The organism is Rodentibacter caecimuris, assembly GCF_001019715.1.
Taxonomy (GTDB): Bacteria; Pseudomonadota; Gammaproteobacteria; order Enterobacterales; family Pasteurellaceae; genus Rodentibacter; species Rodentibacter caecimuris.
The window spans coordinates 2,627,215-2,645,614 of sequence record NZ_BBXJ01000001.1 but is presented as its reverse complement, the minus strand read 5'-3'; the positions used below and the strand labels follow the sequence as shown (position 1 = coordinate 2,645,614).

16 protein-coding genes are annotated in these 18,400 nt (G+C 40.6%); 3 read left to right on the top strand and 13 right to left on the bottom strand.

The window, feature by feature from the left end; genetic code table 11:
- Positions 1-6 precede the first annotated feature (6 nt).
- From gpsA to PNEUHYL_RS12900, 3 genes are read right to left on the bottom strand one after another with little or no spacing between them, the layout of a single operon-like run.
- The gene (gpsA, locus tag PNEUHYL_RS12910; RefSeq protein WP_059368754.1) at positions 7-1,014 is read right to left on the bottom strand and encodes an NAD(P)H-dependent glycerol-3-phosphate dehydrogenase; all 1,008 of its coding nucleotides are present in this window, start codon (positions 1,012-1,014) and stop codon (positions 7-9) included.
- A 57-nt stretch (positions 1,015-1,071) separates the two neighbouring features.
- Entirely contained in the window at positions 1,072-1,584 is a 513-nt protein-coding gene (gene secB, locus PNEUHYL_RS12905; protein WP_059368753.1) for a protein-export chaperone SecB, read from the bottom strand.
- Positions 1,585-1,596: 12 nt separating this feature from the next.
- Entirely contained in the window at positions 1,597-2,043 is a 447-nt protein-coding gene (locus PNEUHYL_RS12900) for a rhodanese-like domain-containing protein (protein WP_059368894.1), read from the bottom strand.
- 234 nt (positions 2,044-2,277) lie between these two features.
- Here PNEUHYL_RS12900 and ansB point away from each other — a divergent pair, with 234 nt between their 5' ends.
- The 3 genes from ansB (at position 2,278) to PNEUHYL_RS12885 (ending at position 5,551) form a co-directional block, all read left to right on the top strand.
- Positions 2,278-3,327 (top strand): L-asparaginase 2, encoded by a 1,050-nt coding sequence (gene ansB / locus PNEUHYL_RS12895; protein WP_059368752.1) that lies wholly within the window; start codon positions 2,278-2,280, stop codon positions 3,325-3,327.
- Between the two features lie 156 nt (positions 3,328-3,483).
- Positions 3,484-4,806, top strand: coding sequence for an anaerobic C4-dicarboxylate transporter (locus tag PNEUHYL_RS12890; RefSeq protein WP_059368751.1), 1,323 nt, complete (start codon positions 3,484-3,486; stop codon positions 4,804-4,806).
- Between the two features lie 109 nt (positions 4,807-4,915).
- Positions 4,916-5,551, top strand: a complete 636-nt coding sequence (locus tag PNEUHYL_RS12885; protein WP_059368750.1) for a hypothetical protein — start codon at positions 4,916-4,918, stop codon at positions 5,549-5,551.
- A gap of 60 nt (positions 5,552-5,611) precedes the next feature.
- Here PNEUHYL_RS12885 and ilvA read toward each other — a convergent pair whose 3' ends face one another.
- The 10 genes from ilvA to PNEUHYL_RS13835 all read right to left on the bottom strand — a co-directional run bounded on the left by ilvA (position 5,612) and on the right by PNEUHYL_RS13835 (position 18,393).
- Positions 5,612-7,153 carry a threonine ammonia-lyase, biosynthetic gene (ilvA, locus tag PNEUHYL_RS12880; RefSeq protein WP_059368749.1) on the bottom strand — a complete coding sequence of 514 codons (1,542 nt, stop codon included), beginning with the start codon at positions 7,151-7,153 and terminating at the stop codon, positions 5,612-5,614.
- 211 nt (positions 7,154-7,364) lie between these two features.
- Positions 7,365-9,203 carry a dihydroxy-acid dehydratase gene (gene ilvD / locus PNEUHYL_RS12875; RefSeq protein WP_059368748.1) on the bottom strand — a complete coding sequence of 613 codons (1,839 nt, stop codon included), beginning with the start codon at positions 9,201-9,203 and terminating at the stop codon, positions 7,365-7,367.
- 85 nt (positions 9,204-9,288) lie between these two features.
- On the bottom strand, positions 9,289-9,507 hold the full coding sequence (gene ilvM, locus PNEUHYL_RS12870) for an acetolactate synthase 2 small subunit (RefSeq protein ID WP_059368747.1): 219 nt from the start codon (positions 9,505-9,507) through the stop codon (positions 9,289-9,291).
- A 1-nt stretch (position 9,508) separates the two neighbouring features.
- Entirely contained in the window at positions 9,509-11,164 is a 1,656-nt protein-coding gene (gene ilvG, locus PNEUHYL_RS12865; RefSeq protein ID WP_059368746.1) for an acetolactate synthase 2 catalytic subunit, read from the bottom strand.
- A 151-nt stretch (positions 11,165-11,315) separates the two neighbouring features.
- Complete coding sequence (locus PNEUHYL_RS12860; RefSeq protein ID WP_059368745.1) at positions 11,316-11,951, bottom strand: tellurite resistance TerB family protein; 636 nt, start codon at positions 11,949-11,951, stop codon at positions 11,316-11,318.
- A gap of 157 nt (positions 11,952-12,108) precedes the next feature.
- On the bottom strand, positions 12,109-12,636 hold the full coding sequence (locus tag PNEUHYL_RS12855) for a hypothetical protein (RefSeq protein WP_059368744.1): 528 nt from the start codon (positions 12,634-12,636) through the stop codon (positions 12,109-12,111).
- 144 nt (positions 12,637-12,780) lie between these two features.
- Positions 12,781-13,467, bottom strand: a complete 687-nt coding sequence (locus tag PNEUHYL_RS12850; RefSeq protein WP_059368743.1) for a hypothetical protein — start codon at positions 13,465-13,467, stop codon at positions 12,781-12,783.
- 69 nt (positions 13,468-13,536) lie between these two features.
- Positions 13,537-15,039, bottom strand: coding sequence for a hypothetical protein (locus PNEUHYL_RS13845; protein WP_255204602.1), 1,503 nt, complete (start codon positions 15,037-15,039; stop codon positions 13,537-13,539).
- Positions 15,040-15,325: 286 nt separating this feature from the next.
- Entirely contained in the window at positions 15,326-15,964 is a 639-nt protein-coding gene (locus PNEUHYL_RS13840; protein WP_069029759.1) for a GW dipeptide domain-containing protein, read from the bottom strand.
- Positions 15,952-18,393 carry a hypothetical protein gene (locus PNEUHYL_RS13835; RefSeq protein ID WP_059368742.1) on the bottom strand — a complete coding sequence of 814 codons (2,442 nt, stop codon included), beginning with the start codon at positions 18,391-18,393 and terminating at the stop codon, positions 15,952-15,954. The genes PNEUHYL_RS13840 and PNEUHYL_RS13835 overlap by 13 nt, the downstream gene beginning before the upstream one ends.
- Between the last annotated feature and the right edge of the window lie 7 nt (positions 18,394-18,400).

The window sequence follows — 18,400 nt, the reverse complement described above, 5'->3', positions numbered from 1 at the left end:
CTCCTTTTATTCGCCTTTCCGTTCGCGCCCCAGTAAGCTATGAACCACATCTTGTGCCTTTTTACCACAAAAGAGCATCTGATAAATTTGTTCTGTGATCGGCATTTCAATACCTTGGCGTTGTGCCAGCAAATAGGCTTCTTTTGTATTATAAAAACCTTCTACTACTTGCCCGATATTTTCCATTGCCGCTTGAGCATCCAATCCTTCCCCTAACATCAGCCCAAAACGGCGGTTGCGGGATTGGTTATCGGTACAGGTTAAAACAAGATCGCCCAAGCCTGACATACCAATAAAAGTATTCGGATTTGCACCAAGAGAATCCCCTAAACGGCTGATTTCGGCAATACCCCGTGTAATCAATGCCGTACGTGCGTTTGCTCCAAATCCCATTCCATCCGAAATACCGGCACCGATCGCGATCACATTCTTAATTGCACCGCCAAGCTGCACGCCGATCATATCGGAGTTCACATAAACACGAAAGTGTTTACTACAATGAATGCGAGCCTGAAATTCAAGGGCAAATTGTTCGTTATTCGCTGCTAACGTAATGGCGGTGGGTAAACCTTGTGCGAGCTCTTTGGCAAAAGTCGGGCCGGAGAGGATGGCAAGAGGATAATTTGTCCCCAGTTGTTCCTCTACGACTGTTTGCAGCAGTCGTCCGGTTCCGTGTTCTAAGCCTTTTGTCGCCCATATCAAGCGATGATGAGGCTGTAAGTGCGGTCGAATTTTGCTGAGAATTTCGTTAAAAGCATGGCTGGGTACAACGATTAAAATATCTTGCGATTGGTGAAGTGCCTGTGCCAAATCCTGTTCCACATAGAGCTCTTGCGGAAAGGGAATGTTGGGTAAAAAACGTTGGTTTTGGCGTTCTCTCCGCATCTGCTCAATATGTGTAGGATTGTGCCCCCATAAATAAGTCGGCGAGCCGTTACGCGAAAAAGAAATCGCTAATGCAGTACCGTAAGAACCTGCGCCAAGCACTGTAATCGGTGTTCGGGATGGAATCATCATTTTCTCCTCAAAAACAAAGGGCAAGCCCACAGCCTGCCCTTTTTAAATTAAGAATTAATGTTGCGTTTCTTTCTCTTCAGCCGGGGGATTTTCCACCGTTCCTTGCTGACGATTCATATATTCAATAAACAAGGCATCAAAATTCACCGGGGAAAGGTTTAACGCCGGGAATGTACCACGGTTCACTAAACTTGCGACTAATTCACGTGCATAGGGGAATAACATATTCGGACATTGTGAAGTTAAGCAATGTGCCATTTGCACCTCTTCCAAACCGCTAATCGTAAATACGCCCGCCTGTTTCACTTCACAGAGGAAAGCAAGATCACCGGAATCTTCCAATGTGGTTTCCACCGTAATGTTGAGTGTTACTTCATATAAATCATCGCCTAATTGCACGGTCTCTGTACTTAGGTCAAAACCTAGTTTAGGTTTCCATTCTTGATGAAAAATATGCGGAAGATTCGGCGCTTCAAAAGAAACATCTTTAACGTAAATACGCTGAATTTGTAAGACGGCTTGTGATTCCTCTGCAGCCACTTCAGGTTGTTGATTTTGTTCTGACATAATTTTAGTTCCTTATTTGTGTTTTTTAACGATAGGTAAATTCGCACCCAACCAAGCAGAAATACCGTCTTTTAAGATATAAACGCGGGCAAAGCCTTGTTTGGTCAGTAGTGCTGCCGATGCCGGTGCCGATACGCCGTTAACATCCACTAAAACCAATGGTTTTTCCTTGTGCTGTTCAATTTTGCCAAGATTAGCATTTTTAATATCGCTTGGAAGTAAATTGATACTATTAATAATATGACCACGTTGAAATTCATCTAAGGTACGAAGATCGATAACAACCGCATCTTCATTATTGATTAAACGAATCACTTCGGGATGTTGAACCGTTTTAAATTTCTCGGTAGCCGATTTGAAAAAACTGTAAATCACTAGGGCGAAAATCGCAAACCAAGAAACAGTTAGTAAAGTATGTTTTTGTGCAAACTGAATTGCATCAGGCAAAAATTCTTGCATTGTTATCTCAATATTATGTTGATTAAAATCTGACTGAATAAAATAGGGCTTAAGTATAACCATACTTGCATTATCTTTCAAAAAAATTCTCTTTAGAAAACCAATCAGGTTAATTTTTACACAAGCACGAAAAGGAAATGTGATCCCGATCATAAATATTGTATATATCTATTTCTTCTACTCCTAATTAAGTAGAAGATAGTTACATTATTACTCTTATTAAGGAAATATTCGATGAAGTTAAAAAAATTAGCGGTATTAACCATGCTAGGGTTCAGTATTTCTACGGTTCAAGCAGCAGAATTACCGAACATTACGATCTTAGCCACGGGCGGTACTATTGCCGGTAGCGGTGCAACGGCCGTCTCTTCCGCCTATAAAGCTGGTCAATTAAATATCGAAGCGTTAATTGATGCAGTCCCGGAAATAAAACAACTTGCTCATGTTAAAGGTGAACAGATAGTGAAAATCGGTTCGCAAGACATGAACGACGATGTATGGTTAAAACTTGCTAAAGCCATTAACGCTCAATGTAACAATACCGATGGTTTTGTGATTACACATGGTACCGATACGATGGAAGAAACCGCATATTTCTTGGATCTCACCGTCAAATGCGAAAAACCAGTTGTTCTTGTCGGCGCGATGCGACCTGCAACCGAAAAAAGTGCCGATGGCCCATTAAATTTATATAACGCAGTTGTTGTTGCGACCGATAAAAAATCGGTCGGTCGCGGTGTGCTTGTTGCAATGAATAATGAAGTACTTGGTGCGCGTGATGTTACAAAAACCAGCACAACCGCCGTGCAAACATTCCATTCACCGAATTTTGGCGCATTAGGTTATATTCATAACAGTAAAGTTGATTATGAACGTTCACCGGAAAGCAAACATACGGTAAACACTCCATTTAATGTAGAAAACTTAGAAACTTTACCAAAAGTGGGGATTGTTTATGCCTATTCCAATACTCCAATTGAGCCGTTAAATGCTTTGTTGGATGCCGGCTACCAAGGTATTGTTACAGCCGGGGTCGGGAACGGTAACCTAAATGCAGCTCACTTGGAACGCTTAGAAAAAGCGGCAAAAGACGGCGTATCTGTCGTGCGTTCTTCCCGAGTGCCGACGGGTTATACGACACGTGATGCAGAGGTGGATGATTCTCAGTATGGTTTTGTGGCTTCCGGTACCTTGAATCCACAAAAAGCACGGGTCTTATTACAACTTGCTTTAACACAAACCAAAGATCCAAAAGTTATTCAACAATACTTTGAAGATTTCTAACTTGACAAGTGAAAAGTGCGGTGGAAAATAACCGCACTTTTCGTATAAGAGACAGAGTTTCTTGATCTAAATTATAGAATCCGTACCTATTTGTTGCTATATTGGCGGCGGTTTCTATAGCAATATAACAGTTTATTCTTTAACTTAGGGGGCAATATGTCTGCAATGTTCTTATTACAATTTGCCATCGTGCTATTGTGTATCCTGGTGGGTGCACGTGTAGGTGGTATCGGTCTTGGTGTATTTGGCGGTTTAGGTCTTGCTATCCTTTCCTTTGGCTTTGGATTGAAACCGGCAGGTTTACCCATTGATGTGATGTTTATGATCATGGCGGTAGTGGCTGCCGCAGCGGCAATGCAAGCGGCTGGTGGCTTAGATTATATGATCAAAATCGCAACGAAAATTTTACGTCGTAACCCAAAACACATTACTTTCATCGCACCGGCTGTGACCTGGTTATTCACGTTTTTAGCAGGTACCGGTCATGTGGCTTATTCAGTATTGCCAGTTATCGCAGAAGTGAGTCGCCAAAATGGCATCCGCCCTGAACGTCCGCTTTCAATGGCCGTCATCGCTTCACAATTTGCCATTGTTGCAAGCCCGATTGCAGCGGCTGTCGTTGCGGTAGTGGCTTATCTTGAACCACAAGGAATTCATCTTGGTGATGTGTTAATGGTAACAATTCCAGCAACCCTTTTAGGTATCTTCCTTGCTTGCATTTTTGTGAACAAAATGGGTAAAGAACTTAAAGATGATCCGGAATACCAACGTCGTTTAAAAGATCCAAAATATGCCGATGCCTTTAACTCTACGACAGACATAAAAGAACTAGAAGTGAGCAAAACGGCAAAAATTTCTGTTTCTCTCTTCTTATTCGGTGCATTACTCGTGGTGTTAATGGGTGCTATGCCTTCCTTACGTCCAATGTTTGACGGAAAACCAATGGGAATGGCGCATACCATTGAAATTATTATGTTATCAATTGGCGCCTTAATCGTCTTAACCTGTAAACCGGATAGCACGGAAATCACTAAAGGTTCGGTTTTCCACGCCGGTATGCGGGCGGTTATTGCAATTCTTGGGATTGCGTGGTTGGGTGATACCTTAATGCAGGCGCATATGACGGAAGTAAAAGATATGGTGAAAGGTTTAGTCGAAACCGCCCCATGGACATTTGCATTGGCACTATTTGTGCTTTCCGTACTGGTCAATAGCCAAGGTGCCACCGTAGCGACTTTATTCCCACTTGGTATTGCACTTGGCATTCCTGCGCCGATATTAATTGGGGTATTTGTGGCAGTAAACGGCTATTTCTTTGTACCAAACTACGGCCCGATTATTGCCTCTATCGACTTTGATACCACCGGTACAACCAAAATCGGTAAATATATTTTTAACCATAGCTTTATGCTACCGGGCTTATTAAGTATGGTATTTAGCGTAGTGATTGGTTTATTACTCGCCAATGTCCTTCTATAAATTCAGTTAGCGAATAAAAACGGTGCATATTGCGCCGTTTTTTATCTTTACGAACTTATCTATAAAATCCCGCTCTAACAAACATATTTATTTTTTATAAGGAACATTAATGAAACTTGTTAAAATCTTTTTGATTACTCTTGCAGCTTATATTCCCAATGCGTGGTCTGCCGTTGCTTACAATATCAAATACAGTTCTAACTATTTAATGCCGGCTTATGTACATTTTAAAGCGGATGGCACGCAATACTCAGTGAACGCAAAAATTAATATCCCGCTTTATAACATCATCTTTAATTCACGAGGCGCACAAACCGCTACTCAATTTAATATGGTGAATTATCAAGACAGCCGTAACGGAAAAGTTTACTCGGTTTCTAAAATTTCCCCGACAACTATCGAATACGGCAAAATGAAAGACGGCTTAAAAACAGAGCCGTTAACATTACCGACTTTCGATTTATTCACCATGGCATTTCAGCTAAGTTATTACGATAAATTACCGGACAGTTTCCAAATTACTAACGGTAAAAAACTTTACCCGATGGAAAATGTGAAAGTGAAGAAAAACGAAAAACAAATTGAATATAATAAACAGAAAGTGACTGAAGTCTCTTACACCTTTAAAACCGGCAATAAAGATATTATGGTGAAAAAATTCGTGGGCGAACAATTCCCCCGTTACATCAAATACTCACGGGACGGCGATGATTATGAATTGGAATTTAGTGAGTTTGTGAAATAAAAAACGCACCAAAAAATAACCGCACTTTGGGATAAAGTGCGGTATTTTTTTATCTTGTTTCTAACGCAAGAAATAACGATAAGATTTACTTTCGGTTACATCTTCATAAACATAATTCAGTTGCGCAAGGGTTTGTTCAAATTCACGTTGTGTTGTTTCTCCCAATTGAAAGCCGGCGAGAATATTGCCGTAGTCCGCACCGTGCGCACGATAATGAAACAGGGAAATATTCCAACGGTTTTGCAAGGTTTCTAAGAATTTTAACAACGCCCCTTTTTGTTCCGGAAATTCAAAGGTATATAAACGTTCACTCGGATTAGCGGCACGTCCGCCCATTAAATAGCGCACGTGGGTTTTCGCAATATCATCATCAGACATATCTTCCACATCGAAACCATTTTGTATGAGATCGGTGATAATGTCCGATTTTTCCGCTTCATTTAAGGTACGCACCCCGACAAAAATACAAGCACGTTTGTCATCGGCATAGCGGTAACTAAATTCTGTCACTGCACGATTTCCCAATACTTGAACGAATTTTAAGAAACTCCCCGGTTGTTCCGACATCGTGACGGCAAGTAAGGCTTCACGATTTTCACCAATTTCGCAACGTTCGGATACATAACGTAGCGTGTGAAAATTCAGGTTTGCACCGGATAAAATTGCCGCCATATTTTTATTTTCAATATGATGTTTTTTCACATATTTTTTCAAGCCGGCTAAACCCAATGCCCCTGAGGGTTCAGAGACGGCACGTACATTTTCAAATAAATCTTTCATCGCTGCGCACACTTCGTCACTATCGACAAGCACCATATCGTCAAGATATTGACGACATAATCGGAAAGTTTCATCACCAATACGTTTCACTGCTACGCCGTCTGCAAATAATCCGACATGGGCGAGATCGGTGGGTTCGCCTTTTTCGAGGGCGGCATTCAAGCAAGCAGAATCCTTGGATTCCACACCGATCACTTTGATATCAGGCATAAATTGCTTTAACAAGATTGCGACACCGGCAGCTAAACCGCCGCCGCCCACTTGTACGAATACATAATCCAAATCCGCCACTTGCTGTAACATTTCCATCGCCAATGTGCCTTGTCCGGCAATCACAAGCGGATGATCAAAAGGCGGAATAAAGGTCATATTTTTTTCTTTGGAAAGGGCAATCGCCTTGGCTTTCGCTTCATCAAAATTCGCACCGTGTAATAACACTTCACCACCGAAACCACGCACCGCATCCACTTTAATGCTTGGCGTGTTTTGCGGCATAACGATTAATGCTTTTAAGCCAAGTTCTTTGGCGGATAAGGCGACGCCTTGTGCGTGGTTACCTGCTGAAGCAGCGATCACACCTGCCGCTTTTTGTTCCGCTGAAAGGCTCGAAATCATCGCATAGGCACCACGCAATTTAAAGCTGTTTACCGGCTGGCGATCTTCCCGTTTAATCCAAATATTATTGTGAAGACGTTCGGACAATTTGCCCATTTTTTGTAACGGCGTGACCGTTGCCGCTTCATAGACGCGTGAGCCAAGTCTAACAATCGCATTGATATAATCGTTTTGGCTCGGTTGTGGGTTAGTAAGTAGGTTTTTCATAATACTGTTTGTCGGATAGACTTTTGCCTATCATTAATATAAATGCCAAATGATTATTGATGGGTTAATCCCCACCTAACGAAAGTGCGGTCAATATTTCTAATGTTTTTAAAAGTAGTGGGAAAAATAACCGCACTTTATCGGGTGTGTGAACCTAAGTTCACGCATAAAGGAGGGAGGTGGATGTCATCAATCCACCCACCCTACGATTTTATTTTAACAGGGTTTTATCCCGCACCGCGCCTTTATCCGCAGAGGTAGCGAAATGCCCGAATACTTTCAAGGCGAAAGAGACCTCACGTTGGCGATTTGCCGGAACCCAACCTTTTTCGTCTTGTTCCGCACGGCGGGCTGCGAGTTCTTCATCACTAATTTGAAGATTAATGGCACGATTTGGAATATCAATATTGATAATATCGCCATCACGCACTAAACCAATTGCGCCGCCTGATGCGGCTTCTGGTGAGGCGTGGCCGATTGAAAGTCCTGATGTGCCGCCGGAAAAACGCCCGTCAGTTAATAAGGCACATTTTTTACCCAAGCCCATAGATTTTAAATAGCTGGTCGGATACAACATTTCTTGCATACCCGGCCCGCCTTTCGGCCCCTCATAGCGAATCACAACCACGCTGCCTTCTTTCACTTTTCCACCCAAAATCCCTGCAACGGCATCTTCTTGGCTTTCAAATACAATAGCTGAACCACTAAATGTCCAAATGGATTCATCCACCCCTGCGGTTTTCACAATACAACCGTCTTCGGCAAGGTTCCCGAATAACACGGCTAATCCCCCTTCTTGGGAAATCGCATTTTCTTTATTGCGAATACAGCCGTTTACGCGATCATCATCCACCGTATCCCAACGACAATCTTGCGAAAACGCCTCTGTTGTACGAATACCGGCCGGCCCTGCACGGAAGAATTTGTACAATGCTTCATCTTGGTTACGGATAATATCGTATTGATCAAGCTGTTCGCCCATGCTCATTCCCAAGACTGTCTGAGTATTTTTATGGATTAATCCCGCCCGATCGAGTTCGCCCAATAAGCCCATAATGCCCCCTGCACGATGAACATCTTCCATGTGGTATTTATTGGTATTCGGTGCAATTTTACTTAAGCAAGGCACCACACGGGATAAGCGATCAATATCCGCCATTTTAAAATCCACACCGGCTTCCTGTGCGGCGGCTAATAAGTGTAAAACCGTATTGCTTGAGCCGCCCATAGCGATATCTAAACTCATGGCATTCTCAAAGGCTTCAAACGTACCGATTGAACGCGGCAACACACTTTCGTCATCTTGTTCATAGTAGCGTTTGCACAATTCCACAATCTGACGACCGGCTTTCAAGAATAATTCTTTACGATCGGCATGGGTAGCCAGCATCGAACCGTTACCCGGCAAACTTAAGCCAAGGGCTTCCGTTAAGCAATTCATAGAATTGGCGGTAAACATACCGGAGCAAGAACCGCAAGTCGGACAGGCACTACGCTCAATGACATCAATACGTTCATCAGACACTTTTGGATCCGCCGCCTCAATCATCGCATCCACTAAATCTAACCGAATAAGTTGGTCAGAAAGTTTAGTTTTACCCGCTTCCATTGGGCCGCCGGAAACAAAAATAGTCGGAATATTTAAACGCATTGCCGCCATTAACATTCCCGGTGTAATTTTGTCACAGTTGGAAATACACACCATCGCATCAACACAATGGGCATTGACCATATACTCCACAGAATCCGCAATCAGATCACGGGAAGGCAAAGAATACAACATTCCACCATGCCCCATGGCAATTCCGTCGTCCACCGCAATCGTATTAAATTCTTTTGCGACACCGCCCGCTTTTTCAATTTCTTTTGCAACAAGTTGACCCAAATCTTTTAAATGTACATGCCCCGGCACAAACTGGGTAAAAGAATTCACCACCGCAATAATGGGTTTTCCAAAGTCATTTTCTTTCATTCCCGTTGCACGCCACAAAGCACGTGCGCCTGCCATATTACGACCTTGTGTACTGGTCGCCGAACGTAGTTTTGGCATAAATAATCTCTCCAAGTCAATTTTTTAAGTTCGTTTAAATTCTTCGTAGGGTGTGAGGATTAGAACAATCCACGCACGTATTCATTTATTTAATATCGATTACATCCGGCAACTTCACCAACTGATTCACCAACAAATTCAAAGAGCGGTCGGATTTTACGGTAATTTTTAACCGCACTTTATCCTCAATTAATTCCATTTGCAGAGTGGTAACGGTAAAACCACGGTGGCGTATCACACGCAAAATGCGTTCCAATACCTCAGGGCGATGGCGAGCGTTCAATTCAATTTGATAGTTGTTCATATTACATTTCCTCCACCATATCCGCATTACAGGCGCCCGGCGGCACTAAAGGCCACACACAATCATCGGGCGGAATACACACTTGCAATAAATAAGCAGTGTCGCTTTCAAGCAATCTTGTGAGCGCGGCATCCACTTCCTCGGCGCGCTCAATGCGCTCGGCCGGAATGCCAAAGGCATTGGCAAGCATCACAAAATCAGGGTTGTCTTCCAAAATCGTTTCGCTACGGCGTCTTTTCCAAAATAAATCTTGCCATTGGCGCACCATACCTAAGCGTTGGTTATCCAACAGTAAAATTTTCACCGCTAAATTGCCACGTTTAATGCTGCCTAACTCTTGAATATTCATCATTAAGGAACCGTCACCGGTGACTAAAATCACCTCGTCTTGCGGACGGGCTTTTTTTGCTCCCACCGCTGCCGGTAAACCAAATCCCATCGTGCCGAAACCGGCGGAAGTGAGGTAATTTTCCGGTGCAAAATGTTGCATATGTTGCGCCGACCACATTTGGTGCTGGCCGACATCGGTACAAACAACAGCATTTTGCGGTTTACGCTTGGATAGGGTGTTAAGTAACGCCCAAGGATCAATCGAGCGATCACCCGCATTATCCACATAAGTAAAATCCAATTTTGCTTTGAGTTCACGAACCTGTGCCCGCCAAGTCTCGATATCAAGAGGCTGTTTTAACGCATTCAAAGCTTGAATTAAATCCCCTTGTAACGCCACATCCGCATGGCGCAGTTTATGAATTTCAGCCCCATCAATATCGCAATGAATCACTTTGGCATGAGGAGCGAAAGTATCGAGTTTTCCCGTCACACGATCATCAAAACGGGCACCGCAAACGAGCAATAAATCGCAATCTTGCACCGCAAAATTGGCTGCCTTTGTACCGTGCATACCGATCATTCCCATATAAACATCATTTTCAGGATGAATCGTGCCCAATCCTTTCAAGGTAGAAACTGACGGCATATTGGTTTGTGCTAAAAAATCACGCAATGCCGGTACGGCTTTTGCCATACCTACGCCGCCCCCCACATAAAGTACCGGTTTTTTGGCGGCGGCTAAGAGTGCTTTCGCCTGCGCAAGATTTTCATTGGAAAGTGCGGTCGGTTTTGCGGGAGTTTTGACATAAGCCTTGATATGCTCGGGCACTTCGCCGACTTGAATATCGCGTGGCACATCAATTAATACCGGGCCGGGACGACCACTCTGTGCAATTTCAAAGGCTTGTGCGAAAACATCCGCTAATTCATCCGCACTTTGCACAATAAAACTGTGTTTTGTACAAGCAAGAGAAAGCCCAAGAACATCTGCCTCTTGGAAAGCATCAGTGCCGATTAAGGGGGAAGCCACTTGACCGGTGATAGCCACCACGGGAACGGAATCCATCATGGCATCGCCAAGTCCGGTTACTAAGTTCGTTGCGCCGGGGCCGGAAGTGGCAATACATACGCCCACTTTCCCCGTAGAACGTGCATAACCAATGGCAGCCATTGCTGCACCTTGTTCATTACGACAAAGAAGATGATCGAGTCCGGCATCATAAAGAGCATCATAAGTGGGCATGATTGCGCCACCGGGATAACCGAAAAGAGTAGTAACATGGTGCGCCTTCAAGCACGCCATGATGAGTTGTGCGCCTGTCATCGTGTTTGCATCCTATGTTTATTGTTGTTTTTTTGATAAGGTTTTCATTGTAGCGAAATTTTGTCACATTGGTAGAGCCGAAAAGAGAAAAAAACAAAAAAAGCACGACAAATTTTTCTTGTCGTGCTTTTTAAAAAGATAAAAAGTTCGGTTAAAAACCGGCTTGCTTTTCTAATTGCTCGACCAATGCCTCATCTAAACCTAATGCTTCAGCAAGGTTCGCAAGGAAAATGATTTCTTTACGGGATAAATCTTTGCTAACCAAACGTGCCGCAAGATACACATTTGCCGCCAATGCGGTGTCATTCCCCACTTGACGGGCGATTTCATTCACACTAATCGGATTTTGCATTTCTTGCTCAAGCCATTGCGCTAATTCTGCATTATCGCCAATTTCATTCGCAATGGTTTGCTTTTCTTCTTCCGTAATTTCACCGTCTGCCGCTGCCGCCGCAATCATTGTGCGTAAAATCAACGCGCTCGCCTCTTGTTGAGAAGTCGAATTTAATACGTCAAATTCATTGGCAGACATCACAGGTTGCACTTGTTGAGATTTTTGGTAGTTTTGATATGCCTGATAAGCCAGGTTCCCCAATACTGCTAAAGAGCCCAACTTGGCTAAACTCGCTCCGCCGGAGCGCCCTAAAATCATTGATAAAATCCCTGTAATTGCAGCACCGCCGCCTACTTTGGTGATGTTATCCAATGTCGGATTACCGGTTTGTAAATTACTCGCTGAGTTTTTAGCGATATTGACGACTTGATTTAAAATTTGATTAAAATCCATAAATTGTTCCTTTAGTTTGTGAGAAAAACCGTTTCATAGACCTATTTTTTAACGAAAAATTCCGTAAAAATGACCGCTCTTTTTGAAAGCGCGATGATCAGTTAGCCTGAACATTGTGCTGATGCCCTAACTTATAAGGAAGATAATCCTATCATTATTAATCGTTTTTTATTACCGCTTTTGTAGGATCGTTATCAAACACATTCCGTTTTGGGATTTTTGTGCGGGTATCTCTATTTATCGGCGATTTAGCAATATCTTCTACAGTCTTGTTATACAAACGATGCTTAAAACCTAAAGGTGCAGGGAGATAAACCTCATCTTTAAAAATACCGGCGGAATGGTGGGCATATTTTGCCATAATCTTTAAATGCGGCATATTTCGATCCGCACGTAATGTGCCTAGCCCGCCATTTGTTTTCTTTTCGCCTTCATTCAAGAAATCATGTAATTCCGTCAGGTTTCGTGTTGCGGTCATACAATAATCTTGCAATTCTTGCGACCATCCCAAAGATCGCATATTTTGTATAAGCATAGCTTCCGAATCCACAAAATCATCTGTACTATCCGGAATATTCGGCTCGGGAATATCCGGATATTCATCATGTATGTTTTTCTTAAAGGGGACACCTGCTTTTACGGCTAAGTGATATAAATTTAGTCGATTGGTTCTTTGCCCATTCACTTTGATACCCCCATTAAGCCCATCTCAATTCTTCCTTGGCCTTGATGTCTATCAGATTAATCCGGCTTAACCTCAATATTGGTTTTAAAAGAACAAAAAACAACCGCACTTTATAAAAAGTGCGGTTAATTATTAAGAATAATATTATTGTGGTCTCATACAATTTAACTTTGCAACTTTATCATCATGGTTAAATCTGTATTTCTCTTTAAATTCTCCATCCTTATTCGATAGAGCAACTACAAATTGATCTCCATCATTATACCATACTCCTTTTTCTTTTGAGGTACCAATAATAGCATCACAAGAATTTCCCAAATAAATAACAGTATCTAAAGTGTTAACTATAATACCATTCTGATTCATTTTACTTGATATTACTTCATGAATTTTAGGGTTATAGTGAAAATCACCGCCAAAGTCATCAGAAAGTCTAGTTTTTATGATATAACACAGCTTACGCAGAGCAACATCTTTGTTTTTTTCTTCTTTTATTAAATTATTTAACCAATCTCTAAAATCATTATTATAAGTAGAATAATCTTTTACTGGAGTATGTGTTGCATTTTCATAAGCGTAAATTTCACCTATTGATAGTAATAGTAAAGATTTTTTTAATTTAAGATCATTACATACTAAATTGGACAATTCACTATGTATATTACAATTTGCCATATTTTGAATTATCCCATAAGGATACTTATCATAATAGTCATCATTACTATCAGGCAATGATTTTAATATTAATTCATTATACTCCTTCTTTGTAAAGCAAGAAGCACTAGTAAATGAAGAAAATAAAATAAGAAAAAAAACAAATAATCTAATCATAGTAATTACCTCTATTTCTTGAGTATAGATAGTGTATCATTCCTTACAGAATCATACCCACCTGCTGCTTCAATCATTTTTTTTTGTCGCTTCTAAAGCCTCGATTGTTTTATCTGCAGAATAGTGTGCTTTATTTAATCCATCACTATCATAAAAACTGATGTTTCCATCTGAAATCTTAGCTTTATTTTGTCCTTTTTTCTTCATTATAGAGAGACCTTTTGGTACCCCTGCAGAAGCCCATTCCTGAGATACAGCATATGCCGCATTTATAGCTGTTTCATGACCTTTAAAATATTGAGAAATTTTGGATTTCTTTTCTTCCCAAAAATATAACGGAGTGAGTTGTTGAAAGTTTTTATCAAATAGCTGCTTGGACTCATCAACTTTACGATAATTATTTACCCATTTCATAAAAGATTTATCTGTTGGCAATTTTCCAAATAAAGTATCAGGTATCATTTGAAAAACTCCTACTGCAAATAAGTGTTTTTTGTTTAAACCTATATATGTGCTTTGAGCTTCCCGAATTTCTGAAATTGTCATTTTTTCCAAGTGATATTGTTTTGTTGGTTCAAAATGACTTTCATAAACTCTATTTCTGCCTTTTTCATCCCAACCAGTTATATTATAAGCATTAAAAGAGCCTTTAGATTCTTTAGATAAAATCAACTTCACCAACGGTGTTTCAAACCAATCAAAATCACCTACTGAAGCTGCAAGCCACCCAATCACCCCCAACGGATGCATATAATACGCCTTCCGCTCACTATCAAATCCCGCCGCCTTCAAATCAATCCCCAAATCATTTACCCGTTTTTGAATTCTATCCGCTGCGTCGTTGTCATTCAATTTTCGTGCCAACGCAATAAGCTCATTAAATTTGGTTGATTGGCTCCTTGCCCATTCACTTTTATGCTGAACAATAATTCCCGTTAAACGTCGTTGTTCCGCAGGATTGAGTAGCAAACCTTTTAGTTTTCCCGCCTCAAACCGACTGCCTTGCTCCTCTTTAGCCAAATCAAGCTCTTTCAATATATCTTTAAACACGGGTGCCAATGTCTCTTTTTCTTCCATTGAATGCGGGCTTTCCGGGTCAAGGTAATCCGCTATCTTATATTTAAAAAGACTGATTTCATCCGTTTGGTCTTGATAACTATTCACCCCCGGAAAAAGCAAACCATGGGTCAGGTAACTATCATCCACATAAATCCCCGAATCCTTATCTTTGCTGTGCTCCACTTGCTGAGAAAGGTAAGGCTGCACATTGTAATAGGTTTTTGTTTGTTTCGGATTTTGTTTATCTTTTACGCTTTGCTTTTCCACATCGGCAAGGGGAACCATAATTTCAACTTGAGTTTGTTCCAGTTCAAACGCCTCATCGTTCATTATGCTGTAAAGCCGGCTGCCGCGAGGAACATACAGGAAGTTGTCTTTAATGCCTTTCTTTTCTTTCTCTTGTTTATACGCCACTTCTGCTTTAGCTTTAAATTGGTCAATGTCATCATAGGTAAACACTTCAAGATGCAACAGCTTTTCGCCGCTTTCGCCCATCTGATTATATTCACCCATCAAGCCAAGTACTTCACCGGCTTTGATGTCTATCAAAGTTCAAAAAGATTAAAGAACATGCAAGTATTTCTGGTATTTATCAATTTAAGAATAGTGAAGCATATAATACTCTATTAGGGGCATATGCATGGGCTATGGGCATAACCCTGATAAAAAGCACTTAATAGGGACAGGGAAGAATGTTAGTAATGCTAAAGAAAGCTATTGAATTATCCGGTTTAACCTCAATATTGGTTTTAAAAGAACAAAAAAATAACCGCACTTTATAAAAGTGCGGTCTATATAGTTATTCATTTAAATCAACTGAATCGGCTTTTATCCACATATTGATTTCTTTCTTTCCTTTATAGTTGATAAAGTACCAAACACTACCTTTTTCATTCTTTTCTTCTAATATATTCACCTTATCACCTTTTACCAAATACATCTTAGTTATATTATTGGGGGAGCTATAAAGATATTGCTTATCTTTATTTATAACACCTAATGATTTGAGATCTAATATACTAACCTTGACATCAGAATTATATTTAGCAAGATGTATTTTTCCATCAAAATAACGCAAATCCAAAGAATAACAATATGGAGCTTCATTATTTCCACTTGGATATAAAGTAAAAAATAAAGTTTCATTTTCATTAAGAGAAGTAACTTTTTTCTTAGAACAGAATAATTCTGAATTATTATTCAAGCTAGAATAATAATCGTCTACACTTGTAACAAATGATGAATTTTCTATCTTATAAGTTAAGATATTTGTTTTTAAGAAAAAGTAGTTATCTTGCATTGAGAACCTACTTTTACACCACGTTATATCATTATTATTTATGCTCATCTCTATTTTTGAATAATCTTCATCACACTCATGAGCGTATACAGCACTATTCCAAGCAAACAAAAGAATAAGAAATATTATAACTTGCATATATATACCTCTTTAATTAAAGAAAACTTACTATTATCTCTTTTTGCTACATATCCACTATGGGAATAAGTTGTCGCTTTTTTATTTAAGATACCTAATCTTCTACTTATACAATCAGCCCTCCATCTAGCTGATGCAGTACTTCCTCTTTCCTCTACCACCAATTTAGTAAAGGCATACTGTGTATCAGGAGGGGAAATTAAGCTCTTGGATTTTATAATATCCTTAACCTTATCAATACTGCCTTGCTGAATAGCTAAGTCCACCAAGGCTGCAAAAGTTTTAAATTCTATTTTTTCCATAACAGAAGGATGGACTCCTCTCATCCAATGGATAATATGTATAGCTGCTTTAATATATTTACCTGCGTGCTCAATCTGTATCTCCTGAAATTCTCTTATTTCAGCTAATTTATTAAAAATATTCTTCCATCTGGAATTATATTTATTTTGCATATTTATAGCCCAATTCATCTGTTCATTAACCCCCTTACTTAGAGCTTTATTTAAACTAGATAAATCTTCATCATTAGAAAAACACCCATTAAATAGAGAACTATTTTTACTTCTCATATCAATCAAAAGCGGACCTAAGGTATTTTGTCCGAAATTAAACTGAACAATACCCCATGACATCCCCATACGATCAAAATTACCAGATAGACTAGCAAATCCACCTTTCCCTTCATATGCGCCTGAAATAATTAAAGCAATTTCTTTAGCTTCTTGTAGTGGCATGCAGTCTTTCTGTATGCTCAACCACCCAATCACCCCCAACGGATGCATATAATACGCCTTCCGCTCACTATCAAATCCCGCCGCCTTCAAATCAATCCCCAAATCATTTACCCGTTTTTGAATTCTATCCGCTGCGTCGTTGTCATTCAATTTTCGTGCCAACGCAATAAGCTCATTAAATTTGGTTGATTGGCTCCTTGCCCATTCACTTTTATGCTGAACAATAATTCCCGTTAAACGTCGTTGTTCCGCAGGATTGAGTAGCAAACCTTTTAGTTTTCCCGCCTCAAACCGACTGCCTTGCTCCTCTTTAGCCAAATCAAGCTCTTTCAATATATCTTTAAACACGGGTGCCAATGTCTCTTTTTCTTCCATTGAATGCGGGCTTTCCGGGTCAAGGTAATCCGCTATCTTATATTTAAAAAGACTGATTTCATCCGTTTGGTCTTGATAACTATTCACCCCCGGAAAAAGCAAACCATGGGTCAGGTAACTATCATCCACATAAATCCCCGAATCCTTATCTTTGCTGTGCTCCACTTGCTGAGAAAGGTAAGGCTGCACATTGTAATAGGTTTTTGTTTGTTTCGGATTTTGTTTATCTTTTACGCTTTGCTTTTCCACATCGGCAAGGGGAACCATAATTTCAACTTGAGTTTGTTCCAGTTCAAACGCCTCATCGTTCATTATGCTGTAAAGCCGGCTGCCGCGAGGAACATACAGGAAGTTGTCTTTAATGCCTTTCTTTTCTTTCTCTTGTTTATACGCCACTTCCGCTTTAGCTTTAAATTGGTCAATGTCATCATAGGTAAACACTTCAAGATGCAACAGCTTTTCGCCGCTTTCGCCCATCTGATTATATTCACCCGTCAAGCCAAGTATTTCACCGGCTTTGATGTCTATTGGTCTATCTAACTTAACTTCAATATCGGTTTTCGTCTCAATATGCCAACGAGTAAGAAGAGGAATGCCTTTTAACGGGCGGTCTATCAAGGTTTCATAAGAACGATGAAAAATTCCCCACTGTTTGCCTTTAGGCGGTTTATGCTCAGCACCGTTACTATCTTGGTACCAAACCACTTCATCAAACTTGCTTTTATTATCCCGATATTTTTGTATTAGCAAGGTTAATCCGTCTGCCAAGCGGGCGATCACCCGACTCCCCTCCCTTATCAACACAGGATGCTTATCTGCCGATTTCGTTTGTGCAAGGATTTCTTCTCCCAATACGTCATAATCATTAATTTTTGCCGTATGGCGGTAAAGCGAATAAAACGTCAGAATATTATCCTGAGGGTAAGCTACCTCGTGTTTTAACAGAAAAAATCCCGTCGAATAGACCGCACTTTGCGAACCCGATTCGGTATCTCTTTTATATTCGCTATCCACCTTATACGCAATTAATTTACCATCGGCAATGGCACAAATTTTATCGTTTTCAAATTCACTACTCGGAAATTTGGAGGCGCGTAAATGAATCCCTTGATGCCATAACCCGCTATTGTTAAATAAAAAACGGGCGCTTTCGTCACCGGCAAGTTGATTAAAATATTGTTGTGAAACGTTTGTGTTATTCTTCGCTTTCAGCGGATAAGCGACATTCGGTAACATCGGGCTTTCCGCTTTAGCTGCCGATTTCTCCGTTTCCTGTACCTTCGATGTATTTTTATATTCTCTTTGATTTGACATCATTGACTCT